Origin of the sequence: Micromonospora sp. NPDC048170, from assembly GCF_040652795.1 — a bacterium.
Lineage (GTDB): Bacteria > Actinomycetota > Actinomycetes > Mycobacteriales > Micromonosporaceae > Micromonospora.
This window is the reverse complement of sequence record NZ_JBEZMR010000004.1, coordinates 164,112-186,707: the sequence shown is the minus strand read 5'-3', so window position 1 is coordinate 186,707 and position 22,596 is coordinate 164,112. Positions and strand designations below refer to the sequence as shown.

Annotated in this window: 23 protein-coding genes and 4 pseudogenes; 6 read left to right on the top strand and 21 right to left on the bottom strand. The window is 72.6% G+C overall.

Annotated elements, in window-relative coordinates; translation table 11 throughout:
- Window positions 1-25: 25 nt before the first annotated feature.
- Together AB0D32_RS09460 and AB0D32_RS09455 are read left to right on the top strand one after the other, a co-directional pair.
- Window positions 26-865: pseudogene (locus tag AB0D32_RS09460) on the top strand (magnesium chelatase domain-containing protein); the annotation flags it as partial.
- A gap of 551 nt (window positions 866-1,416) precedes the next feature.
- Window positions 1,417-1,635, top strand: a complete 219-nt coding sequence (locus tag AB0D32_RS09455; protein WP_357086912.1) for a hypothetical protein — start codon at window positions 1,417-1,419, stop codon at window positions 1,633-1,635.
- A gap of 90 nt (window positions 1,636-1,725) precedes the next feature.
- On the opposite strand, the gene AB0D32_RS09450 is transcribed toward AB0D32_RS09455, so the two are convergent.
- The 10 genes from AB0D32_RS09450 to AB0D32_RS09405 form a co-directional block, all read right to left on the bottom strand.
- Window positions 1,726-2,043, bottom strand: a complete 318-nt coding sequence (locus tag AB0D32_RS09450) for a hypothetical protein (protein ID WP_357086909.1) — start codon at window positions 2,041-2,043, stop codon at window positions 1,726-1,728.
- A complete protein-coding gene (locus tag AB0D32_RS09445; RefSeq protein WP_357086907.1) occupies window positions 2,040-2,519 on the bottom strand; it encodes a hypothetical protein in 480 nt (159 codons plus the stop codon). The genes AB0D32_RS09450 and AB0D32_RS09445 overlap by 4 nt, the downstream gene beginning before the upstream one ends.
- 212 nt (window positions 2,520-2,731) lie before the next feature.
- Window positions 2,732-3,493, bottom strand: coding sequence for an HK97 family phage prohead protease (locus tag AB0D32_RS09440; protein WP_357086905.1), 762 nt, complete (start codon window positions 3,491-3,493; stop codon window positions 2,732-2,734).
- Between the two features lies 1 nt (window position 3,494).
- Window positions 3,495-4,235: a hypothetical protein gene (locus AB0D32_RS09435; protein ID WP_357086902.1), complete on the bottom strand. Its 741-nt coding sequence runs from the start codon at window positions 4,233-4,235 to the stop codon at window positions 3,495-3,497.
- Between the two features lie 91 nt (window positions 4,236-4,326).
- Entirely contained in the window at window positions 4,327-4,827 is a 501-nt protein-coding gene (locus AB0D32_RS09430; RefSeq protein ID WP_357086900.1) for a hypothetical protein, read from the bottom strand.
- A gap of 477 nt (window positions 4,828-5,304) precedes the next feature.
- Window positions 5,305-7,818 carry a bifunctional DNA primase/polymerase gene (locus AB0D32_RS09425; RefSeq protein ID WP_357086898.1) on the bottom strand — a complete coding sequence of 838 codons (2,514 nt, stop codon included), beginning with the start codon at window positions 7,816-7,818 and terminating at the stop codon, window positions 5,305-5,307.
- A gap of 184 nt (window positions 7,819-8,002) precedes the next feature.
- A complete protein-coding gene (locus AB0D32_RS09420; RefSeq protein WP_357086896.1) occupies window positions 8,003-8,371 on the bottom strand; it encodes a hypothetical protein in 369 nt (122 codons plus the stop codon).
- A gap of 181 nt (window positions 8,372-8,552) precedes the next feature.
- A complete protein-coding gene (locus tag AB0D32_RS09415) occupies window positions 8,553-8,678 on the bottom strand; it encodes a hypothetical protein (RefSeq protein WP_357086893.1) in 126 nt (41 codons plus the stop codon).
- Window positions 8,678-8,938, bottom strand: a complete 261-nt coding sequence (locus tag AB0D32_RS09410) for a hypothetical protein (protein ID WP_357086891.1) — start codon at window positions 8,936-8,938, stop codon at window positions 8,678-8,680. Before AB0D32_RS09410 ends, AB0D32_RS09415 begins: the two co-directional genes overlap by 1 nt.
- A gap of 234 nt (window positions 8,939-9,172) precedes the next feature.
- Window positions 9,173-10,669 (bottom strand): recombinase family protein, encoded by a 1,497-nt coding sequence (locus tag AB0D32_RS09405; protein WP_357086888.1) that lies wholly within the window; start codon window positions 10,667-10,669, stop codon window positions 9,173-9,175.
- 61 nt (window positions 10,670-10,730) lie between these two features.
- On the opposite strand from AB0D32_RS09405, the pseudogene AB0D32_RS09400 reads away from it, so the two are divergent.
- Window positions 10,731-11,417, top strand: a pseudogene (locus AB0D32_RS09400) (ATP-binding protein); the annotation flags it as partial.
- Entirely contained in the window at window positions 11,414-12,622 is a 1,209-nt protein-coding gene (locus AB0D32_RS09395) for a DNA-processing protein DprA (RefSeq protein ID WP_357086885.1), read from the top strand. The pseudogene AB0D32_RS09400 and the gene AB0D32_RS09395, both read left to right, overlap by 4 nt.
- A gap of 7 nt (window positions 12,623-12,629) precedes the next feature.
- Here AB0D32_RS09395 and AB0D32_RS09390 read toward each other — a convergent pair whose 3' ends face one another.
- Window positions 12,630-12,965: a hypothetical protein gene (locus tag AB0D32_RS09390; RefSeq protein WP_357086883.1), complete on the bottom strand. Its 336-nt coding sequence runs from the start codon at window positions 12,963-12,965 to the stop codon at window positions 12,630-12,632.
- 461 nt (window positions 12,966-13,426) lie between these two features.
- On the opposite strand from AB0D32_RS09390, the gene AB0D32_RS09385 reads away from it, so the two are divergent.
- The gene (locus tag AB0D32_RS09385; protein WP_357087427.1) at window positions 13,427-14,527 is read left to right on the top strand and encodes a tyrosine recombinase XerC; all 1,101 of its coding nucleotides are present in this window, start codon (window positions 13,427-13,429) and stop codon (window positions 14,525-14,527) included.
- 106 nt (window positions 14,528-14,633) lie between these two features.
- Here AB0D32_RS09385 and AB0D32_RS09380 read toward each other — a convergent pair whose 3' ends face one another.
- Window positions 14,634-15,218 carry a GNAT family N-acetyltransferase gene (locus tag AB0D32_RS09380; RefSeq protein WP_357086880.1) on the bottom strand — a complete coding sequence of 195 codons (585 nt, stop codon included), beginning with the start codon at window positions 15,216-15,218 and terminating at the stop codon, window positions 14,634-14,636.
- Window positions 15,219-15,361: 143 nt separating this feature from the next.
- Here AB0D32_RS09380 and AB0D32_RS09375 point away from each other — a divergent pair, with 143 nt between their 5' ends.
- Window positions 15,362-16,543 carry an aminotransferase class V-fold PLP-dependent enzyme gene (locus AB0D32_RS09375; protein WP_357086877.1) on the top strand — a complete coding sequence of 394 codons (1,182 nt, stop codon included), beginning with the start codon at window positions 15,362-15,364 and terminating at the stop codon, window positions 16,541-16,543.
- A gap of 68 nt (window positions 16,544-16,611) precedes the next feature.
- On the opposite strand, the gene AB0D32_RS09370 is transcribed toward AB0D32_RS09375, so the two are convergent.
- The 9 genes and pseudogenes from AB0D32_RS09370 to rimM all read right to left on the bottom strand — a co-directional run.
- Window positions 16,612-17,277, bottom strand: a complete 666-nt coding sequence (locus AB0D32_RS09370; RefSeq protein ID WP_357086874.1) for a peptidoglycan DD-metalloendopeptidase family protein — start codon at window positions 17,275-17,277, stop codon at window positions 16,612-16,614.
- Between the two features lie 223 nt (window positions 17,278-17,500).
- Window positions 17,501-17,824: a DUF2469 domain-containing protein gene (locus tag AB0D32_RS09365; protein ID WP_091620948.1), complete on the bottom strand. Its 324-nt coding sequence runs from the start codon at window positions 17,822-17,824 to the stop codon at window positions 17,501-17,503.
- On the bottom strand, window positions 17,821-18,633 hold the full coding sequence (locus tag AB0D32_RS09360) for a ribonuclease HII (protein ID WP_357086871.1): 813 nt from the start codon (window positions 18,631-18,633) through the stop codon (window positions 17,821-17,823). Before AB0D32_RS09360 ends, AB0D32_RS09365 begins: the two co-directional genes overlap by 4 nt.
- A complete protein-coding gene (locus tag AB0D32_RS09355) occupies window positions 18,627-19,118 on the bottom strand; it encodes an NUDIX domain-containing protein (RefSeq protein ID WP_357086868.1) in 492 nt (163 codons plus the stop codon). The genes AB0D32_RS09360 and AB0D32_RS09355 overlap by 7 nt, the downstream gene beginning before the upstream one ends.
- Before the next feature lie 48 nt (window positions 19,119-19,166).
- Window positions 19,167-19,787, bottom strand: coding sequence for a signal peptidase I (gene lepB, locus AB0D32_RS09350; protein WP_357086866.1), 621 nt, complete (start codon window positions 19,785-19,787; stop codon window positions 19,167-19,169).
- Window positions 19,788-19,796: 9 nt separating this feature from the next.
- Window positions 19,797-20,671: pseudogene (gene lepB / locus AB0D32_RS09345) on the bottom strand (signal peptidase I).
- A gap of 184 nt (window positions 20,672-20,855) precedes the next feature.
- Entirely contained in the window at window positions 20,856-21,212 is a 357-nt protein-coding gene (rplS, locus tag AB0D32_RS09340) for a 50S ribosomal protein L19 (RefSeq protein WP_357086863.1), read from the bottom strand.
- Window positions 21,213-21,354: 142 nt separating this feature from the next.
- A complete protein-coding gene (gene trmD, locus AB0D32_RS09335) occupies window positions 21,355-22,128 on the bottom strand; it encodes a tRNA (guanosine(37)-N1)-methyltransferase TrmD (protein ID WP_357086860.1) in 774 nt (257 codons plus the stop codon).
- A gap of 20 nt (window positions 22,129-22,148) precedes the next feature.
- Window positions 22,149-22,538: pseudogene (gene rimM, locus AB0D32_RS09330) on the bottom strand (ribosome maturation factor RimM); the annotation flags it as partial.
- Window positions 22,539-22,596 lie beyond the last annotated feature (58 nt).

Here is a 22,596-nt window from a genome sequence, read left to right as displayed (position 1 = left end):
CCGTCGAGGGCCGGCGGGTGGCGTCGTGAGCTACGCGAAGGTGCTCTGCGTGGGTCTGGTCGGCGTCACCGGGCACCTGGTGGAGGTCGAGGCAGACCTGGCGGCCGGCCTGCCGGCGGTGGTCATCTCGGGGCTGCCCGACACCGCCCTGCACGAGGCCCGGGACCGGGTCCGCGCAGCCGTGGTCAACTCCGGTCAACGGTGGCCCAACCGGCGGATCACCCTCAACCTGCTGCCGGCCGACCTGCCGAAGTTCGGCTCCGCCTTCGACCTGGCGATCGCGGCGGCCCTGCTGGGCGGCTCCGGTGAGCTGCCGCTGCTGCCGTTGGAACACGTGGTGGTCCTGGGCGAGTTGGGCCTCGACGGCACGGTCCGCCCGGTGCGCGGCGTGCTGCCGATGGTCGCCGCTGCCGCCCGGGCGGGCGTCGACAAGGTCATCGTCCCGGCCGGCAACGCCGCCGAGGCGGCGGTCGTCCCCGGGGTCCGGGTCCGGGCGGTCGACACGTTGCACCGGCTGGTCAGCTTCATCCGCGACGGCTCGCCCCTGATCGAGCCGGCGGCGGACTCGGCCCCGCAGGCCGGCGGCGGGCCTGACCTGGCCGAGGTCGCCGGGCAGGGGCTGGGCCGAAGGGCGCTGGAGGTGGCCGCCGCGGGCGGGCACCACCTGGCGCTGGTCGGGCCGCCGGGCGCCGGCAAGACCATGCTCGCCGAGCGCCTGCCGTCGATCCTGCCCGAGCTGGACGACGAGGCCGCGCTGGAGGTCACCGCGCTGCACTCGATCGCCGGGCTGCTGCCGCCCGGTGGCCGTTTGCTGCGCCGTCCACCGTTCCAGGCACCCCACCACACGGCGACGGTGCCGTCGCTGCGCCGATGGTGGGTGCCTCCGCCTGGATATGGCGGGGCCCCCGGGCTGGCGGTCAACTCGGGGGCCCCTGGTCTCGCAGGCTTACTCGCGGACGTAGCCGACGGCTGGCGGCACCCCTCGCCGAACCCACCCCAACATGCGGCCATATAGCTCCACCCCATCCGGCGGTTTCGGGTACAGCCGGGTCAGGTCGGCAGTCGCCTCCCACAACAACCCCGCCATGTCGATCGCGAGGGTCCGGCGGTCGCCGTCGTACTCGGCGAGCAGGTCGAGCCGCCCCTGGCCGCAGGGCCACGGGTGGGCGCACGCGGCGCAGAACCACAGGGGTTTCACGGGCGAGTGTCGCTGGGTCACTTCGGGCCTCCCGGGGTGGGGTCGGTGTTGCAGGTGCAGCACCCCCGCCCGCCGGGCTCCGCCTCCACCGGGCGGGGGGCCATAGATCCATCGCACCCCGGGGCTTGTCCCCCTGTCAACCCTGACGCGCCCACGTAGGCGTGACGGCTTAGACGCGCTCACGTTGGCAGGTCTACCCGCGTCTACCCTTCGTTGGCATGACCGAGCAGGAGGGGCCGGGCGAACTCGTCGCAGCCGGCGAGATTCTGGCGATGCTCGGCGTAGGCCGGTCCCGGTTTCGCCAGATCCAGCAGCAGCCCGCGTTCCCGCGCCCGTATCAGGTCCTGTCGGTCGGCTCCATCTGGCTCAAGCGAGATGTCGAGCGCTACATCGCCGAGCACCGTCGCCCCCGCCCGCCAGCGGACGACGAGGAGTAGGCCCGACGACCGCTCTCCCGCATCCACGGCGGCCACGGAAAAGCCCCGGGGTGTCGCCGCACCGCCGGGGCTCGTCGTGGCTCCCCTGAATCAACCGACGGGCTCCTCCTCCGCTTCCTCCTCGGCCCATTCGCCCGCGCTGGGTCCCGCGACGTCCCAAATCGACATGTAGATCTGGCAGTACCGGGTGTCTCGCTCGTCGTCGTCGGTCACCTCCAGCAGCCAACCCGCCAACCGGACCTCCATCAGGTTCATTGCGCACTCGGGGATCCACCACCGGGCCGCAACGAACGGCACCAGCGGGTCGGGGTCCCCGTTCGCCAGCGACCACCGGACCTGCCGGATCGCGTCTTCGACCGCCAGCCCGAGGCAGATCTCGGCCTCCGCCAGCAGCTCGACCCGATTCATTTGGCCGCCTCCTCAATCTCGGTGTATTTGCCGGCCTCGGCGGTCTTCGTCTCGCCGCCCCGGGTGGTGTAGGTCGCCACCCCTGCCCTGTCGATGGTCGCGTCGTACTCGTGCCGGCCGATCTTTATCCGGGCCTGCCGGGGCTTGGCCTTCGCGGCCTTCCGGGCGGCCCGCTCGGCAAGCTTGTCCAGCCGACCCCGAATGCCGGCTTCGACCTGGTGACCGAACCCGAAGCCCCGGGAGGCGGCCAGGGGGTCGCCTTCGCGGGCCTGGTCGTCCTCGGTCCAGCGAACCTGCAGGCCCGCCACCCCGGCCCGGATGAGCATGCTCTTCAATTTCGCGTCGTGGCCCTGGGCGAACTGGCGGTTCGTCATCCGGTCGCACCCGGTCGTCTCGGTCACCTGGTCACCGTCCAGCACTGCGAACGAGCGGCAGGCGCAGGGCTTCAACGCCCCGGGGCGGGTCCTCTTGGCCATTTCGCTTCTCCTGGGAGTAGATGATCTTGCTTACCTCCCAGGAAAACACCCAGGTACAAAACGGCACAACCCCCCCGGTCAGCCCGGACGTGTCGAACCTGCCCCGAGGCAAGCCGGCCCCCGGATATAGCGCGGGGGCGGCCAGGACAAGGACCCCCGACCGCCCCGCCCCGGGTTCTCCAGGCCCGCAGCGGTCGGGGAGCTTTACCGGGTCAGTGCCTCGCCTGCATTTCGGCGAGAAACGCCCGACGCCAGGCCATGTGCAGCTCGCGCACCCTCGGGGTGTCCCGCCCCCCGACGTTCGCTTTGGCGGCCTGGTACTCGAACCGGGCGAGCAGCGCCTCCCGTTCCAGCGAGGCCACCGGCACGCGCCGATGGCGCGGCAGCTTAACCGACGCCTTCCCATTCGCCTGCGCCGTGGCCGCCGGGTTCGCCGGGAACGTGACCGGCCCGGCCTCGTAGAGCGTCACCCTACGGATGGTCCGCTCGGGCAGCCCGTTCGGATTCTTCGGGCTGCGCTTTGGGTCGTGGTCCCAGGTGTCCTCGTCCACCGCGAACATGAAGCTCGACCCGTAGGCCCCCGCCTTGAGGCCCGGCAGCAGGTCGCGGTTGTAGCTGGTGTCGTACAAGGCGACCCGCATGGCCGGCGAGTCGGCCTCCTCGGCCAGATAGGTCGTCGTGCCGAGCAGCTTGCCCCCGATGTTCGGGTCCGCGCCGTGGTTGAACAGCGTCTTCACCGAGTAGGTGCCATCGCTGCGCCGAAGATCTTGGATGGTCTGGGCGAACGCGCCCCGCACCGTCCGTTCGAGGAATCGGCCCTCCCAGGGGGTGTAGACCTCATACCACTTGTTGAACGGGCTGAACCGAAGCTCCAGCTCCTCCAGCCCGCCACCACTGCCCGACCGGGTGGTCCGGCGGCCAGCCGAAGCGACCACCGGGCCCCCGACGCGGGCCAACAGACGCGGCCCGCCCACCTCAGTAAATCCCCGGGTCGTCGGCGGTCGACTCCGGCTGCGGCTGCTTGGCCTTAGCACCCTCGGGGTCGAGCTTGTCCCACAGCTTCGACCAGGAGTCCTGCAGCTTCGCCTCCTCGGCGTGGGCACCCCGGCCCTTGTCCCACCAGCGCTGGCCCAGCCGGATGTCCTTCTCCCTCGCCCACAGCGCTGCCAGGCAGTGGTTGGCTCCGCTCACCGACTTGTCGGCCTGGTCCACCCACACCCGGGTCTTGCGCAGCAGCAGGTCGCGTCGCTCGGCCTGCCTGGCAACGTCGAGCCCGTCACGGCCCTTGTGGTCGGTCAGGTGCCCGTGGAGTTCGAGCACCACCCGCCGAGTCTCGGCCATTTCCTCCAGCCACTTCGTCAGGGCCTTCGCGCTGCCGGTCGGGTAGTCGGGCACCGGACGGCCGACGATGCGGCCAGCCCGACCGAGCAACGTCTCCCGGCCCTTGCGGCACTTCCGGTCGCAGTACACCTTCTCGGCCCCCGGGCCGGTCGGCACCTCGAACTGGGCCCTGCAATGCGGGCAGGTCCGGGTCGGCGGGGCGGGCCTCATCGCCTCGGCCTTGGTGTCGGCGAACAGGTCCGGTCGGGCGGTCGGGAGCCGAGGATCCCACCACTCCTCGCCCTTCTCGATGTGCGCGCGCCCGATGCCCTCCTCGTCGGTAAAGCCGACTCCGCCAGTGATCTTCGGGTACCAGGGCCCCTGCTTTCCAGCCATCGTCTCCCCCTCGTTGATCTTGGCTGCCAATCCCAGCGAAGCACGTCGATTTGATGAGTCAGGAGCCAATATCGGGAGCCTTCGGGAGGGGTCAGGGGCGGCCAGGCCAACGAGCGATGTCGGCCGGGTCGCCGTAACGCTTCGCCGCGTTGTAGGTGGCACCCTCGGACCTCAACCCGACCTCGGCCGCGATCTCCAGCCAAGGTTTGCCCTCGGCCCGCAGCTTGGCCGCCTTCTGACCTCGGAGCCGGCGGGTGTAGTCCCGGTGGCTCTCGCCGTAGACATCCCGTTTGGCTGACGCCTGATCGACCAGGGCCCTACGTCGTGCCGTCCGCTGCTCCCGAGCCCGACGACGGGCCTCCGAGCACCCCTCCCGGGCCCTCTCCTGCGCAGCCCTGGCCTGACGCCAGGCGGCCAACTCCGGCGGGGGTCCGAACGCCTCGGGGACGCAGTGGCCGAGCTTGTGACCCCGGCGGGTCGAGTTGTTCGCCCGAGCTGGCCACCCGCAGGACTCGCAGGGCAGCCAGCGCATCAACTCGGCGCAGACCGGCGAGCAGGTCCTCACCCCACGGTGGGCCTCGGTCGGGTTCATTCGCCCAGCGCAGACCAGGCAGGCGCAGTTGCAAGGTTCCATCGGACGAGGAAACCACCCTGGCCGATGGCGGTTTTCACCCAAGATCCCCCCGAGGTCCGGGGGGAGATGAGAGCGAACGAGGGGGCGGGGTCGTCCATTGCCTTCGTCCCAAAAGAGCGACCTGCGGCCGGGGCCTGTCGGTGACGGAGGCTGCCGCGTGGCGACCAGAGCGGGCAGCCAACAACCGACCGGCGCAGAACCCCGGAGTGCGGAGGGGGTGTAGGGGTGTAGTCGCTACACCTCTCCGGGCGATGAGAAGCCTGGAGCCCTTATACGGGGGGTGACACTACGCATTTATTATCATCTATCTTACGAAGCCAGGGGCCGCGTGCTGGCTGCCCCGTCTCCTGTCGTCTGACACTGCCCGTCACCACCTACGCCGGAGGGGGTGTAGAGGACTACACCCCTACACCCCCTCCGGCCGTCCGCCCCGGCTTACCTCCCGGTCAGGCGGTAGTACGTCGCCGTGCCGTTGTTGGCGGCCTGATTCGGCCGCCGCTCGATCACCAGCCGCCCGGTCTGCTCCAGCAGCTCGGTTGCCTGGTCGAAGTGGGGCCGCAGCTTCGCGTCGATCTTGTAGAGCTGCTTGCGGACCAGCTCGCCCCCCGGGGCCTTCCCGAGCTTGGTCATGATCGCGTTGCAGGTTTTGGCGGTGGCCGCCTTGTCCGTCTCCTCGGCCTTCACCACCTCGCGCTCGGCGTCGAACTCGGCCCGCGCGCGGTTCTTCTTCGACTGGACCGACCGCAGCACCCTGTAGCAGATGTCGCGGGTGTCCCGGGAAACGCCCATGACCAGCCGGGCCAAACGCCAGTCGTCGTCGCTGACCTCGAACCGCCCGTCCAGCAGCCCGAGCAGTGCTGCCACCTTGAGCTGAGTGAGCAGGGCGTGACCGTCGATCGAGTCCACCGTCTGCTCGAACAGGTCGAGCTTGTTGCGGGCCCGGCGCGCGTCGATGATCTCGGTCCGGGCCTGCTCGCAGATCTCGATGATCAGCGTCTCCTTGACCTCCACGGGGTCCAGCTCGTTCCCACTGCGTTGGTCCCCGCAGGGGGCCCACTCCGGCCGGTCATGCCAGCCGCGCAGGGTGGCCGCCCCGGTGCCCGGGGTCCGCCACGAGATCGAGGCGTCGCAGTTGGGCGCGGCGAACCGAGATCGGTCCTCGTCCTGGTTAACCGGCATGAACAACCACCGCTGAGCCGTCCCCGCGTCGACCGCATCCTGATTTAGCAGCAGCTCGGACTTCGCCGGCTGGATGCCCGCGATGATCGCAGCCCGGTAACCGTGCTGCCGAACCGGTCGCCGCTTCTCCTCGGTGGCGTACGCCGCGCCGAGCTGCTGCGCCATGAACATCTTGAGCAGGGTCGGCATGAGGGTCGAGGCGTTCATGGAGGCGTGAGCGCTGACCGACCCGATCTCGGACACCTTGAACAGCGCGGTGTCGTTGTATTGCACCGGGCCTTCCTTGGTCGACGCGGTGTAGGCGGCTTCCAAGCCCTGCCCGGTCGCCGGCTCCAGTACCGGCACCACCGCCGAGCTATGGGCGAACATCTCGGCCGCAACGTCCATTGCCGCGTCCTTGCCACCCGAGGACCCGCCCACCAGGCCGATATAAACGTTCAGCGACGCGGCCGAGCCGATCGTCGGGGGCAGTTTGACGTGCGGCCCGATCCGGCAGGCGACGTGCGCCAGGACCGCCCCGAGCAACGCCCACTCGCCCACGAACCGAGCCCGTGCGGTCTGCCTGATCCGGGCCAGCACCTCCCGCTCACCCCAAATGGCCGACGCGGCCTCCCGGAGGGTCACCGGAAGCCTCCGGTCCTCGGTGCGGGTGCCGGTAGCCGCCGGGGCCTCCCGATTCGCGGACGGGCCAGCGGAGGCCACCGCAGGGGTCCTCTCGGGCAGCGGGTCCCCGTAGCCCTCCGCCCGCAGATCCCGGGTCACCTGCTTCATCGTCTCGGTGCTGGTGCTGCCGTACTTGATGTGGGCGTAGACCTCGCCGGCCGACAGGGGCTCGTTCTCCGGCAGGGTGCCGCCGGAGCTGAACGCGTAGAAGACCTGCCGCCCGCCCTCGACCTTGATGTTGCCGCTCACCCCGTCGCGGACCGACTTGCCCGGTCGGGCGTAGTGCCGGTTGCCCCCGGACTCGTGGGCGAACGTCCAGCCGTCGGACTCCAGCAGCGTCCCGAGGTCGCCCCGCTCGGCGTAATCGTCCAACGGCGACTTGCCCTCGATCCGGTTTACCGACGGGGCGACGAGCCGGGATCCCACCGACGCACGGGCCGGGGTCTGCGGGACCGCCGGAAGCGGCACGGAGGGCATCGTCGGGGCCACCGGGGCGGCCACTGCCTGCCGCGCCGGGACCGTCGCGCCGTTGTTGGCTACCCGCTTCGCCCGCTGGGCCTCGTCCCACCCGTCCGGTTTCGGCAGGGCCTCGGCGATCGGCTGCCAGGCGACACCGGAGGGCGACCCGCCGAACGACTGCTCGACGGTGTAACCCGAGTTGCCGGGGGCGACGATCAGGCCAGCCCGAGCCCGGAAGTCGACCCCCGCCCACGGCAGCTTCGCCAACCCCTGCTCGCTCCCGCTGAGGAAGTAGAGGTGAACACCGCCGGAACGGGTGCGGACCCTCATCGACCAACCATCGACCAACCCGAGGTCGGTGAGCCGGTCCAGCGAGGCCAGCCCCGGGGCCCCCTCCTTGACGTCGACGTCCACGACGTCGGGCCCGTGGGTCTGATCGGGGGCGGCCACCGGAGCCCGACCGGTACGGATGCCGACCCATGCCCCGGGGCGACGGGCCCAGAGCTGCCGGATCTTCTCCGGGTCGGTCGTGGTCCCGTCGAGCTGCCAGTCTCGCCCGTAGCTCGGGGCCTTCGTGTTGGGCTGCACGGGGGTGACCGGGAATCCGCGCTCGGCCCAGTAGAGCGCCAGGTCGAGCCCGGTGGGCAAGGCCTCGCCCACCTTTGGCGGTTCAATCACCTGCATGCCGGCTGCCCCCCGATCTCCCGCCGGGGCGGCTGCTGTCCCGCCTTCACGAGGGCGGCCGGCAGGCCACACCCCGGAACGCCGCACGGGGCCCACAGGCAATCGAACACGAGCGGCACCCGCTCGGCGCAGGTGAAAAGCTTGGCCTTCATCGCGACCACACCCGCTCGGGCATCCCGATGACCACACCCCGGCGGCCCGCCGCCCGAATCTCCGTCGCACCCTGGGGCAGCCTCCGGCCGTGGGCTTTCCACTCGACCAGGACCGCATCCGGCAGCACCCGAACCGGCCCGTTGACGTGCTCACACTTCGGGTCGGCGCAGAATAGCCAGGCGTCGGCGGTTCGACCGGCGATGGTTACGGCGGTCCCATGTGCCAGGGCCAACTGGAACGCCTTCCCGGTCGCCTCCCGCAAGCTCCCGGACGACAGGACGTCAATCGGGACGGTCACCTCGGGGCACGGGCCGGGAGTCCCGTCCATCGGCCCGCCGGGCGTGGTCACGATCATTCGCTTCATCTCTCCACCTCCGTAGTTGCTGCTTCCGTTCCTGCTCCGGGGTGCGGAGGCGTCGACTTGTCCCGCTGGGAAATCGCGTGGTTGGCTGGATCTTGGTTGGTTGCTGCTGTTCCTCCGGGTTCTCTCCTCTCCGGGTCCGCCCCGGTCCGCTCACCACGGGCCGGGGCGGTCCTGCATCCGGTCACCGGAGGTCGCGGTAGGTCGGGCCTAGGGTGGCGGCCAGCGTGGCGAGGGAGTCAGCGGCCAGCACCGGGCCGAGCGGGCGACGGAACAGCCGGCGGATTCGGTTGCGGAGACGGTGGCCCATCAGGCGGCCCGCCCCTCGGCCCCGGTGACCGGAGGCAGCAGCGAGCGCAGTCGGGCAAGCTGCTCCGAGTTTGGGGCGGGGGCTGAGTTGACGAGCGCTTCTAGCTGGATCTCGACCCGGGTAACGTCCCGCTCGACCCGGGCGGCCAGGGCCTCAGGGCTGCTCTTGCCGCAGCGGCGGACGATGTTGCCATAGGTCGAGTTGAGCGGCTGGAGCCGGTCACGGGTCGATTCGGGCAGTCGGATGTGGCGCGCAGCCATGGTCGCGAGTTCCTCCGTGTTGGAGATCTCGCGATCTACTCGGTCGATCGAGTCATCGCCTGCGGGCGTTTAGGTGACGCCGTCCACCTGCATTGACGGGCGCTGGCTCGACATCCCCAGCACGCTGGCCCGGCCCCGACCCCCAGGGAGGCTCGCGTTCGTCCCCAGGCCCGTATCGGGTGCAACACCAGCTAATCACACACCCCCGATGGGTGCCGCACCCATACCTACTGTCTAAATCGCACCCTCCCGGTGCCAGGTCAGCCGGTCCGCGACCCGGTGTCGACACGTCGGCTTACGGCACTCGTCGCACCATCGGTTCGTCTTCACCCGGCCCACTCGGAGCTGTCCGACCAGGCCCGGAGACAGCACCTCCCGAGCGACCGCCCGGCGGGCCGGCATCGGCGCTGCCTCCAGCCGGGCCCGAATGTCGCCCCCGGCACCGAGGAAGGCGGCCAGCGCGGGCGGGGTGAGTAGCTCCCGCTCTCGCTGCTCCAGCGACTCCACCTCGGCAAGCCACTTCCGTTCGGCTGCACCAGCCATCTTCGGTGTGATCAGCTCGGCAGCAAGCTCGTTCTCCAGGTCGACCAGGTTGCGGCGCACCACCGCCAACCGGGCCTGCACCTGCTTGACCTCCGGGCTGTCGCCCCGTTTGCGGGTCAGCTCCCGGTACACGTCCTCCCGGCTGAGGTACCCAACCATCACGTCAAGCGCGATCCGGTCGAGCAACTCCTCATTCACCTGGATCCCACAGTTCGCGTGGCACCGGTAGTGGGGTGGCTCGCCCCCGCGTTTGGAGCTGGTCATCGGTGCGTCGCACCTGTCGCAAGCTGCGATCATCGACAGGAGGTGCCGCCCCTGCCCGTCCCGGTTCACCCGCCGGGCGGGGTTGCTCAGAATCGCCTGCACGGTGTCGAACTGGGCCGGCTTGACGATCTCCGGCCACACCGCCTCATAGACCTGCCCGCCCTTGCCTCTGGCCGCCCGCGTCGAGTGTCGGCGACGACCGGCATAGCTGTCCCGGGTCGCCATGCCCCGTACGACCTGCTCGGACAGCGGGCGGCCAGCCCGGGAACGCACCCCGGCCGCCTCCAGGTCGATGGTGATCCGGCGCAGCGAGTCGCCCGCTTCTAGCCGATCGAAGATGGTCTGGATGATCTCGGCTTCCTCGGGCACGATGACCTGCCGCAGCAGCTCGCCGGTCTGCGGGTCGTACTCTCGGCGATAACCGAACGGGGCCCGCCCGTGCATCCAGCCCGCTCGGGCCTTCTGGCGAACGGTCCGCTTGACCCGCCGGCTGGTCTGCGCAGACTCGTACTCGGCCCGGACAGCTCCGGTTAGCAGGGTCGCCCGGTCGTCCGCGTTGCTGGGGTCGTACAGCTTCCCGACATCGGACACCCAGACCCGCACGTTGGCCGCCTCCAGTAGTGCGAGCGCTGCGTCCCACTCGCCGACCTTCCGACTGAACCGGGACAGCTCCCACAGGCCGAGGATGTCGGCCTCGAACCTGCCCGCTCGCAGGTCCGCCAGCAGCTTCGCGAAATCGCCTCGGACCTTCGCGGCGTACCGGCTGGCCGAGATCCCGTCGTCCGCATAGGACTCGCCGAGATGCCACCCCCGCGTGTCTGCGTCCTCGCCCAGCTCGGCGAACTGCTCGTTTACCGACTCCGACTTGCCCCGCTGGTTGTCCGAAACCCGGAGGTAGGGGCGCATTATCTCGGTGTCACGCATGGGCCATCCCACCACGGTCCTTGGCCTGGGCACCACCCATGGACGAAGGGCCGGAGTGCCGTCGCTGGTCGGGGGCGGCTCCGGGCTGGCCCGCCCCGGCGCGATCTCCCTCGCCCACCGGGGCGTGCTCTTCCTCGACGAGGCGCCCGAGTTCAGCAGGGGGGCGCTGGAGGCACTGCGCCAGCCGCTGGAGAACGGCCGGGTCCGGCTGGCCCGCAGCCGTGGCGGCGCCGAATACCCGGCCCGTACGCAACTCGTGCTGGCGGCCAACCCGTGCCCGTGCGCCAAGCCGGCCGGTGACGCGTACTGCGAGTGCCCGCCGCAGGCCCGGCGGCGCTACCTCAGCCGTCTCTCCGGCCCGTTGCTGGACCGGATCGACGTGCAGGTGAAGCTGCCGCCCGTCCGGGCGGCGGAGCTGATGGAGGCCACGGTGGGCAGTGAGGCCTCCGGCGCCGTCGCCGCGCGGGTGGCGGTCGCCCGGCAGGCGGCGGCCGTGCGCTGGGCGGTGCTCGGCCGCCGGCTCAACGCCGAGATACCCGGCCCGCACCTGCGCCGCCCGCCGTGGCGGCTGCCCGGGCCGGACACCGCCGAGCTACGGGCCCGGCTGGACTCCGGATCGCTGTCGGCCCGGGGTTTCGACCGGATCATCCGCCTGGCCTGGACGATCGCGGACCTGGACGGTCGGGACCGGCCCGACCGGGAGGACGTCCGGGAAGCCATCCAACTGAGGACGGGAGACGCCACGTGAACACCGACGAGGAGACGCTGGCCCGGGTGGCCCTGACCTGGCTCGCCGAGCCGGGCACCCGGTCGGTGCACCGGCTGGTCGACCGGCTCGGACCGGTGGCGGCGCTCGACCTGCTGCTCGACGGGGGTGCCCCGGAGGAGACGCTGCGCAACACGGTGGCGGCCCGCTGCGCCGCCGGTGACGCCCGGGCCGTAGCGGCCGAGGCGTTGGCCCGTACGGACCGGCTCGGTGCCCGGATCGTCGTCCCCGGCGACGACGAGTGGCCCGTCCGGGTCGACGAACTACGCCGGCTCCGGCTGCCCGGCGCGTACCGGCGGGTGGATGTCGAGACCGCTCCCCCGCTCTGCTTCTGGGTGCGCGGCTCGTGGCCGCTCGGCGAGGCGTTCGACCGCTCCGTCGCGGTCGTCGGCGCCCGGGCCGCCACCGGGTACGGCACGCACGTCGCCACCGAGCTCGGCTACGGGCTCGCCGACCGGGACTGGACCGTCGTCTCGGGCGGCGCCTTCGGCATCGACGCCGCAGCCCACCGGGGCGCGCTCAACGCCGGCGGCGTCACCGTGGCCGTGCTCGCCTGCGGCGTGGACCGCCCGTACCCGATGGGCAACGCGGCGCTGTTCGACAGGATCGCCGACACCGGGCTGCTGGTCAGCGAGTGGATGCCCGGAGCCGAGCCGCTCAGGCCCCGGTTCCTCATCCGCAACCGGGTGATCGCGGCCGGCACCCTCGGCACGGTGCTGGTGGAGGCCGCCGCGCGCAGCGGCGCCACGCAGACCACCCACCGGGCGCTCGCCCTGTACAAGCCCAGCATGGTGGTGCCCGGCCCGGTCACGTCGGCGATGTCCGTCGGCGCCCACGAGACGTTGCGGGAGCATCCGAAGACCCGACTGGTGACCGGGGTCGCGCAGGTGCTGGAGGAGGTCGGGCGGATCGGCGACCTGGCGCCCGTACCGCGCGGCCCGCAGCGACCGGTCGACCTGCTCGACGACGACGCACGGGCCGTCGTCGAGGCGATGCCCCGCCGGGGCGCGGTGGGCGTGGACGTCCTCGCCGCGCGGGCCGGGGTGCCCGTCCGTACCGCGCTGCGGAAGCTGTCGATGCTGGAGGAGTTGGCCCTGGTGCTCCGCCGCGACGACGGGTACGCCCTCGCGCCGCCGCCCGCCAGGAAGGCGACCGGTACGCCCTCGGCCACCCCGGAGGGATCGTGAGCAGCGGTCAGTCACCCTCGAAACGGATCTCCATCGCGCGGTCCTCCCGGCAGCGCCGCACCAGCCGGTCCAGTCGGCGCACGTGCGTCATCTCCGGCGTCGACCGGGCCACCTCGGCGAGGCAGCGCACCTCGGCGAGGAGTTGCGGCGCCTGGCCGGCGGGGATCACCAGTTCGCCGACCGGATCCACCTGGTCGAGCAGCGGGGTACGCCCGACACCACGGACCCGCTTGACGAGATTCAGCAGTACGTCGTCGGGATCTGGCACGACCTCGGCCGGCACGACACGGCGCCGGCCGGAGCCCGCTCCGACCGCCCGATAGAGGACGACGTCCACGCCCATCCGGTCCCCCTTCGTCGAGCCTGTCCCGGCGCGGGGTGAGCGCGACCAGGGCTCACATCCGTTGATACGACAAGTCTGCTCGCCTCGGCCGACGCAATCCATCACCCGGGCCGCGCGCCTGTGGTGGCAGCATTCGCCAGCCGGCTCGGCCGGTCGTCTCCCGGCCCGCGGCCCGGTGCCCTGCCGGTGCCGCCGGTCGACCGTAGGCTGGTCCCCGTGCCACCCGAGGATCCGCCGCCCACCGTCGTCACGACCTCGCCCCGCACCGCCACGCCCGCAGGCCAGCCGCCGCCCACCGTCGTCACGACCTCGCCCCGCACCGCCACGCCCGCAGGCCGTCCGGCTGCGGCAGGGGTGCCCCCGCGAGGCACGCCGGCCGCCTGGCGGGTGGCGGGAAGGGAGTCGCGGTGAGCCGTAAGGCGAACGGCACCCGGGCGACCCACGAGGCTCTCCCCCCGGCGATGCGCGAGGCGGTGGACGACTTCGCCGGGCACCTGGCCGGTGTGCGCAACCGGTCCGCCCACACCGTCCGCGCGTACGTCGGTGACGTGGTCTCGCTGCTGGAGCACGCCCACCGGATGGGCTGCGCCGAACTGCCGGAGCTGGATCTCACCGTGCTGCGCAGTTGGCTGGCGAAGCAGCGGACGACGGGGGCGGCACGGACGTCGCTCGCCCGCCGGGCGGCCTCGGCCCGGACGTTCAGCGCGTGGGCGCACCGCTGCGGCCTGCTCCCCGCCGACGTGGCCGCCGCCCTGTCCAGCCCGCGTGCCCACCGGGACCTGCCGGCCGTGCTGCGCGCCGACCAGGCAGCCGCCCTGGTCGAGGCACCGGGCCGGTTCGCCCTGGGCGTTCCGCCGGCACCACCCACCGAGCACGACTCCCGACCGGCACCATCCGCCACGGACGACTCCCGACCGGTAGCACCCGGCGAGAACGGGTCCCGGCCGGCACCAACCGCCGAGCACGACTCGCGACCGGCGCCGCCCGCCAACGACGGGTCCCGGTCGACACCGTCCGGGTCGGCAGAGCCTCCCGGTGCGGCTGACGGGGTCGCCGAGGCGGTGCTGCTGCGGGACCGGGCGTTGCTGGAACTGCTCTACGGCACGGGGGTGCGGATCAGCGAGGTGTGCGGTCTGGACGTCGCCGACGTCGACCACGGCCGACGGGTCGTGCGGGTGTTCGGCAAGGGCGGCCGGGAACGCGCCGTCCCGTACGGGGTGCCGGCGCAGCGGGCCCTCGACGAGTGGCTACGCCACGGCCGGCCGGTGCTGGCCGCGTCGCACTCCCGCGACGCGCTGCTGCTCGGCGCACGCGGCGGGCGGCTCAACCCGACGACGGCCCGCCGGATCGTGAGCGGGTACGCCGAGGCCGCCGGCCTGCCTCCGGTCAGCCCGCACGGGCTGCGGCACTCGGCGGCCACCCATCTGCTCGAGGGCGGCGCGGACCTGCGGGCGGTGCAGGAGTTGTTGGGGCACTCGTCCCTGGCGAGCACCCAGATCTACACGCACGTGTCGGTGGAGCGGCTCCGCGCCGCCTACCGTCAGGCCCACCCCCGCGCCTGAGCCCAGCCGTGGCAGGCCACCCACTCCTGAGTCCGCCGCCGGCGGCACCGGCTGCGGTCCGGCTGGTGCCGACAAGCGTCCACGCTCCGGCGCGGGCGACCAGGGTTCAGGACCGCCGCGGCGACGAGCCCGGCCCGCCGCGGGTCGATCCCCGGAGCACGACGTGCGGCTCCCGCCCGAGGTCAAGGCACATCCGCACGTCGTCGTAGCGTTCGTCGCCCACCTCGATGACGTTCGGCAGCCGCCCCCACTCGCGGAAGCCGAGGCGCTCGTAGAGCTCGATGGCGCCGTGGTTGTTGCCGCGTACGCCCAGCGCGAGGGTCTCGATGCCGGCCCTGCGGGCGTCGTCGATCAGGGCGCCGGTGACGAGCCGACCGATCCCACGGCCCCGGGCGGCGGGGTGCGCGGTGATCTTCTCCAGGTCGGCGTAGTGGGCGAAGATCGGCTTCGGACCGCGCCGCCAGGTGCCGGTGCCCACCACCCGGTCGTCGAGCACGGCGAGGACGAGCGCGGCGTCGCCGGCCCCGACCGCGTCGAGCGCCGCGTCCAGCCAGGCGTCGGTCTCGGCGCGGCCGGGCGGGGTCGCGTACCCGATCGCACCGCCGCGCTCGGCCACCGCGTGCAGCACCCGGTGCACCTCGGCGCGGAGCTGCCGGTCGGCGGCGGTCGGCCAGCGCAGTTCGACGTCCATGGCCAGCGATTCTCCGGGATCGAGGAGGGTCGACGGGCGGGACACCTGGCGCGACGAGCCCCGGGCGGGCACCCGACGGCGGCGCCCGGCACCCGTACGCGAGGAACGGCGGCGGGAGATCGACCGGTCGCTACGATCACCGGGTGAGCCTCCCGCAGCCGCCCGAGCCGATCGCGGCAGCCCGCCTGCTCTTCTCGCTGGACCCGGCGGTCAGCCACCTGAACCACGGCTCGTTCGGCGCGGTGCCGATCGCCGTACAGCGGGCCCAGCAGCGGCTGCGCGACGAGATGGAGGCCAACCCGCTGCGCTTCTTCACGCAGGGCCTCATCGACCGGATCGCCCACACCCGCCGGCACCTGGCCGGTTTCCTGGGTGCCGACCCGGACGGCACCGCCCTGGTTTCGAACGCCACCACCGGCGTGGCGGTGGTGCTCCAGTCGCTCGGCCTGCGCCCCGGGGACGAGGTGCTCACCACCGACCACGGCTACGGCGCGGTCGGCCTCTCCATCGCGCGGGAGTGCCGGCGTACGGGGGCGGTCACCCGGGCGTTGCCGGTCCCGTTGGCCGCCTCGGACGAGGAGATCGTCCAGACCGTCCGCGCCGGGCTGCGCCCCGGCCGGACCCGGCTGCTCGTCGTGGACCAGCTCACCTCGGCCACCGCCCGGCTCTTCCCCGTGGCCGCGATCGTCGGCGTGGCCCGGGAGCACGGGATACCGGTCCTCGTCGACGCCGCGCACGCCCCGGGCATGCTTCCGACGCCGGTGGGCGACGTCGGCGCCGACTTCTGGGTGGGCAACCTGCACAAGTGGGCGTACGCGCCGCGCGGCACCGCCGTGCTGGTGGTGGCCCCGCCGTGGCGGGAGCGGATCGAGCCGCTGGTCGCCTCCTGGGAGCAGGAGTCGGGGTTCCCCGGCCGGGTCGAGTGGGCGGCGACGCAGGACTACACGGGCTGGCTGGCTGCGCCGGTGGGTCTGTTCACGCTGCGCAGCCTCGGCGTCGACCGGGTACGCGGGCACAACGCCGCGCTGGCGGCGTACGGCCAGCGGGTGCTGGGGGACGCGCTCGGGGTGGCCCCCGCCGACCTGCCGGACCCCGGCGGGCCGGGGATCGCCATGCGGATCGTCCCGCTGCCGGCGGGTCTGGGCACCACGCTCGACGCGGCAAAGGCGCTGCGGGAACGGATCGCCGGGCGGCTCGCCACCGAGGTTGCCGTCATGGCCTGGAACGGACGGGGCTGGCTGCGACTCTGTGCCCAGGTCTACAACACCCCGGACGAGTACGAGCGGCTCTCGGTGCGGCTCCCCCCGCTGCTCGCCCAGCGCTGAGGGCGCACGGAAGGATCCCAGCCCACCTCCGACGTGGGGGGCCTCACCGCCGACCCCCGACCGCCGCACTACGCCGGGTGCCAACGGGCGGGCGAACGGCGAGCAGGGGAACGGCGAGCGGGCGAACGGCGAGCAGGGGAACGGCGGGCGGGCGAACGAGACCGGCCCGGGTCGACGCCGTCGAGCGGCAGCAGCCGCACCGGGCCGAGGCCGAGCAGCGCCAACGGATCCAGGTAGTCGGCCCCGCGCCGCAGTCCCCAGTGCAGGCAGGCAGGAGCGGGGCAGCCAGGGTGACCGGTGAGCAGGGTGCCCAGCGGTGCCCCGGCGGCGAGCGCGTCGCCGGGGCGGACCGTCGGTGACACGGGCTCGTGCGTGGTGCGCAGGCCGTCGGCGTGCCCGACCGTGACGACGGGGCGACCGGCGACCAGTCCGGCGAAGAGCACCGTGCCGGCACCGGCGGCCCGTACGGTAGTGCCCGGCGCGGCGGCCAGGTCGACGCCCCGGTGGCCGGGCAGCCACGGCCGTGGCGGCGGATCGAACCGGCGGACCGGGCGCGGAACCCCGTCGAGCGGCCACCGGAACCGCGCCACCCCGGACGGCGATGCCACGGCGGCCCCGACGGTGGGCGGCCGGGACGCCGCCGACGCAGGCGAGGAACCGGGGGCGGCGGGCGGCCCGAGGGACAGCAGGGCGGCGCAGAGCGCGGCGGTGCCGGTGCGGGTGGCTGGTCGCATGGGGCGCAGCCTGCCCGGCGGCCGTTCCTCTCCGCCACCCGCGACGCCCGTTCCTGTGGACGGCGGGTGTCCTGTGGACGGACGTCCGGAAGGCGATTCGATCTGCTATACGCCCACGGGCGGTCAGGATGGCCACTGTGGACGACGGCCTCGCGGCGGTGGGGGCGCAGACGGGGGCCGTACGCCCGGCGGTCGGAGCACCGGGCGGGTGGTCAGCGGCGGATCAGCCGCCGAAGCCGGAGTCGGCGGGCAGCGAGATGTCGGGCTTCTCCAGCTCCTCGACGTTGACGTCCTTGAAGGTCATCACCCGGACGTTCTTCACGAACCGGGCCGGACGGTACATGTCCCACACCCAGGCGTCGTGCATCTCGACCTCGAAGTAGACCTCGCCGTCGGAGTTGCGCACGTGCATGTCGACCTGGTTGGCCAGGTAGAAGCGACGCTCCGTCTCCACCACGTAGGAGAACTGGCGGACAATGTCGCGGTACTCCCGGTAGAGCTGCAGCTCCATCTCGGTCTCGTACTTCTCGAGGTCTTCCGCGCTCATCGCACTCCGCCTTCCATGACCACATCTTCCCCCACCGACGCCGGAGGCTGAGGCTGCTCGCCCAACGCCACGCCGACGGTACCCCCTGACGGGCAGGAGCGCTCCATCGGCTCGTCCCGCCTCGCGCCCGCCGGCCGGCGGGCCCGGGGCGGGGCGCCGTCACGACCGGACACCGTCGCCACGTTGACGTACGAGAAGCGGTGCTCCCGGCACGGCCCCCGCTCCCGCAGCGCCGAGGTGTGTTCCGCCGTGATGTAACCCTTGTGTTCGGCGAACCCGTAGCCCGGGAACGCCCCGTCCAGCTCGACCATGATCCGGTCCCGGGTGACCTTGGCGAGCACGCTCGCCGCCGCGACGCAGGCGGCCACCCGGTCGCCCTTCCACACCGCCAGCCCCGGCACGTCGAGGCCGTCCACCCCGAAGCCGTCGGTCAGCACGTAGTCGGGGCGGGTGGTCAGCGACGCCAGTGCGCGGCGCAGCGCGGCCAGGTTGCACACGTGCAGGCCCCGCTCGTCGACCTCCTCCGCCGGGATGACCACCACGGCGTACGCCAGCGCGCGGGCCACGACCTCGTCGTGGATCCGCTCCCGGCTGGCGGGGGTGAGCAGCTTGGAGTCGGCCAGCCCGTCGATCTCGCCGCGGCGGCCCTCGGGCAGGATCGCGGCGGCGGCGACCAGCGGCCCGGCGCAGGCGCCGCGACCCGCCTCGTCGGCCCCGGCTACGTGCCGGAAGCCGCGTCGCTGCAACGCGCGCTCCAGGGCGTAGAGCCCGCCTTCGCGGCGTACCACGGTGCGCGGCGGCGTCAGCACGGTGCGCCCTCCCCGGCCGTCGGTGCCGGGGTGGCCAGCGCCCGGGCCAGCACCGCCGGCAGGTCCGACGGGTAGTACCGCTCGCCGCTGGCGACCAGCTGGTCGGGCGACCACCACCGGTGGGCGGCGACGGTGGCCCGCTCGATCTCGCTGAAGCCCGCGGTGTCGACCTCGTGACCCGTCACCCGCACCAGGAAGAACTCCTGCTCCTGCCGGTACCACACACCGTCGAACGGGAACTCCGTCACGTCGCGGTGGACCGGCGGGCCGAACGCCGGTGCGGGCAGCCGCAGGCCGGTCTCTTCGGCCAGCTCGCGGGCGGCGCACTCGGGGTAGGTCTCCCCCGGGGCCAGGCCACCGCCGGGGGTGAACCACCACCGGCCGTGCTCGGGGCGGGCGGGGTCGGAGCCGCTGAAGAGCAGCACCCGACCCGCCGCGTCGACGAGCAGGACGCGCGCCGCACGCCGAGGGGTGTAGACGGTCACCGCACCAGCCTGCCAGACGCCGCCGACAACGCCCACGCCCGGCGACCCCTACGGTTCGGGGATGGCCTCGTACGACTTCGGGACGCTCAGCCAGGTGGCTCGGCCGACGGGCCAGAAGACGGTGAAGGCCCGCCCGACGACGTCGTCCTCGGGGATGGTGGCGACGGTGATGTCCTGACCGGACTGCTGCCAGTGCTCCAGCGAGTCGCCCGACGCCTCCCGGTGGTCGCCCATCACCCAGAGCCGGCCCTTCGGGACGGTGATGTCGAAATCCTCGGCAGTCTTGTCCCCCGGGAAGATGTAGGGCTCGTCCAGCGGCTTGCCGTTGATCACCAGCCGGTCCTGCGCGTCGCAGCAGACCACGTGGTCGCCGCCCACGCCGATGACGCGCTTGATGAAGTCCTCGCCGTCGGGGTTGGCGCTCCACTCCAGGGGGGCCTTGAAGACGATCACCTCACCCCGGTGCGGGGACCGGAAGTCGTAGACCAGCTTGTTGACCAGCACCCGATCGTCGATCTGGAGGGTGTTCTCCATGGACGGGGAGGGGATGAAGAAGGTCTGCAGCACGAAGGCGCGCACCAGCACCGCGACCAGGATCGCCACACCCAGGAGGATGGGCAATTCCTTCCAGAAGGAGCTGCGCGGCTTGTCGGTCTGCTCGTCAATCACGGGGAGAGCCTACGTTGCCCGGCTGGACGCCACCGTCCGGAACGCGTGAGAACAGCGAGCGCGGCAGTGAACGGGAGGAACAGCACCATCCCACCCTCCGGCGTGGAGCGGACCGGGGGTGCGGCGCCGGTGGAGGCGGCCGGCGGGTCGGCGACGTCGGCGAAGGTCGCGGGCACCGACAGGGCGCTCCAGCGCGACGACGGCCAGACCACCGTGAACGCCCGGCCCACCACGTTCTCGATCGGCACCGGCCCCTGGCAGCGGGCGTCCTGGGAGACCAGGCGGTGGTCGCCCATGACGAAGATCTGCCCGGGCGGGACCACGACCTCCTCGAAGCGCCGGGACCGGCACTCGCGGGGGTTGGGCGGGATGTCGAGCGGCGAGTCCCGCAGCACGTACGACGACTCGTCGAGCGGCGTGCCGTTGACCACCACCCGCCCCTCGGCGTCGCAGCATCTCACCCGGTCACCAGGCAGGCCGATGACCCGCTTGATGAAGTCCTTCTCGCCGGGGCGGCTGACGCCGACCAGGTCGCCGACGGTCCGGCTGAGCTTGCCCGCGAACCCGGGCTCCGGCCCCTGCTCGACCTGCGGGGCCCACCGGTCGGTGCCCCGGAAGACGACCACCTCGCCCCGCACCGGGTCGCGTACGTCGTAGACGACCTTGTTGACCAGCACCCGGTCGCCGACGAGGAGGGTGTCCTCCATCGAGCCGGAGGGGATGAAGAACGCCTGGAGCAGGAAGGTGCGGATCAGCACCGCGAGGCAGAACGCGACGACCAGCAGCAGCGGCAACTCCTGCCAGAGCGGCATCTGGCGGCGGGGCGGGCGGGCCCGACGGCGCCACGGATCGACGGCGCCGTCCTCGTCAAGCGTCTGCACCACGCCACTCTCCGGTCAGCAGAAATGACACTACCGCCCGGGAACCCTGTCGGGGCTCCCCGGGCGGTAGTGGCCGTCGCTCCGCCGTCGTGGCGGGACGTCGCCCGGCTGCGCCCGTACCGACCAGGGTAGTGCGGTCCGGTCGGTACGACATACGCGCAGCTCGGGCGGCGTGGCGAGCGTGAGGTCAGCTCGGCTGCTTCTCGCGCTTCTCCTTGATCTTGGCCTTCTTGCCCCGCAGCTCGCGGAGGTAGTAGAGCTTGGCGCGACGCACGTCACCGCGGGTCACGATCTCGATCCGGTCGATGCCCGGGCTGTTGATCGGGTAGGTGCGCTCGACACCGACACCGAAGCTGATCTTGCGGACCGAGAAGGTCTCGCGCAGACCGTCACCCTGGCGGCGGATGACCACGCCCTGGAAGATCTGGACACGGGACCGGTTGCCCTCGACGACCCGGGCGTGCACCTTGACGGTGTCACCGGCACGGAAGTCGGGGAGGTCGGTACGCTTCGACTGGGCGTCAAGGGCGTCCAGGATGTTCATCGCTGCGTCCTCGTGAGGCTCACGGCGCACCGTCAATCGGTGCGCGGGTGGGTGATTCTGATCCCCGGGTGGCGGTCGGTGCCCCGACCCCGGTCAGGGATCCTCGCAGCCGTCCGCGGCGCGGCCGGTTGCGGCAACCCCCCTACTTTGCCACATCCCCCGGCGGCACCTGAAATCCGGCCCGGTCCAGCGCGGCGATGTCCCGCTTGTCCAGGTGGTCCGGGTCCAGCGCGGCGAGCATGTCGGGGCGGCGCGTCGCGGTACGGGTCAGCGCCTCGTCCCGCCGCCAGCGGGCGATCCTGCCGTGGTCGCCGGAGCGGAGCACCTCGGGCACCTCCAGCCCGCGCCAGGTCGCCGGCTTCGTGTACATGGCGGCCTCCAGCAGCCCGTGGGCGTGCGACTCCTCGGCCAGCGAGCCCGCGTTGCCGAGCACCCCGGGCAGCAGCCGGGTGACCGCCTCCAGGATCACCAGCACGGCCACCTCGCCGCCGAACAGCACGTAGTCGCCGAGGGAGACCTCGGTCACCGGCATCCGGGACGCGGCGTGGTCGAGCACCCGCTGGTCGATGCCCTCGTACCGGCCGCAGGCGAAGAGCAGGTGCGGCTCGGCGGCCAGCTCGTGCGCCATAGCCTGGGTGAAGGGCGCACCGGTCGGAGCCGGCACCACCAGCCGGGGCGGGGTCGCCTCCGCCGGGGCGAGTGCGTCGAGCGCCTCGCCCCACGGCTCCGGCCGCATCACCATGCCGGGGCCGCCGCCGTAGGGCGTGTCGTCGACCGTGCGGTGCACGTCGTGGGTCCAGGACCGCAGATCGTGTACGGCCAGCCGCAGCGTGCCGTTCGCCCGGGCCCGGCCGATCAGCGACAGGTCCAGCGGGGCGAAGTACTCCGGAAAGATCGACACGACGTCGACGCGCATGCGGGGCTGCTCCAGCGGTTCTACAGATCGAGCAGACCGGCCGGCGGGTCGACGACGACGCGACCGCCGGCGAGGTCTACCTCGGGGACGATCGCCTTGACGAACGGGATGAACGCGATGCGTCCCTCGGGACGACGCAGCACCAGCAGGTCGGAGGCGGGGGCGTGGTCGATCCGGGCCACCTCGCCCAACCGGTCGCCGTCGGGGGTGACCACGGCCAGCCCGACGAGCTGGTGGTCGTGGAACTCCTCCGGGTCCTCCGGCGGGGCGACGTCGGCGCTGTCGACCCCGATCAGCGTGCCGCGCAGCGCCTCGGCGACGTCCCGGTCCAGGATGCCCTCGAACGCGACCAGCAGCCGCCCCTGGTGCCAGCGGGCGGCCTCCACGGTCAGCTCGGCGGGCACCCGGAAGAACTCGCCGGGGCCCGGTGCGGGCTGCGGCGACGGGGTCGCCCCGGGCTCGGTGCGC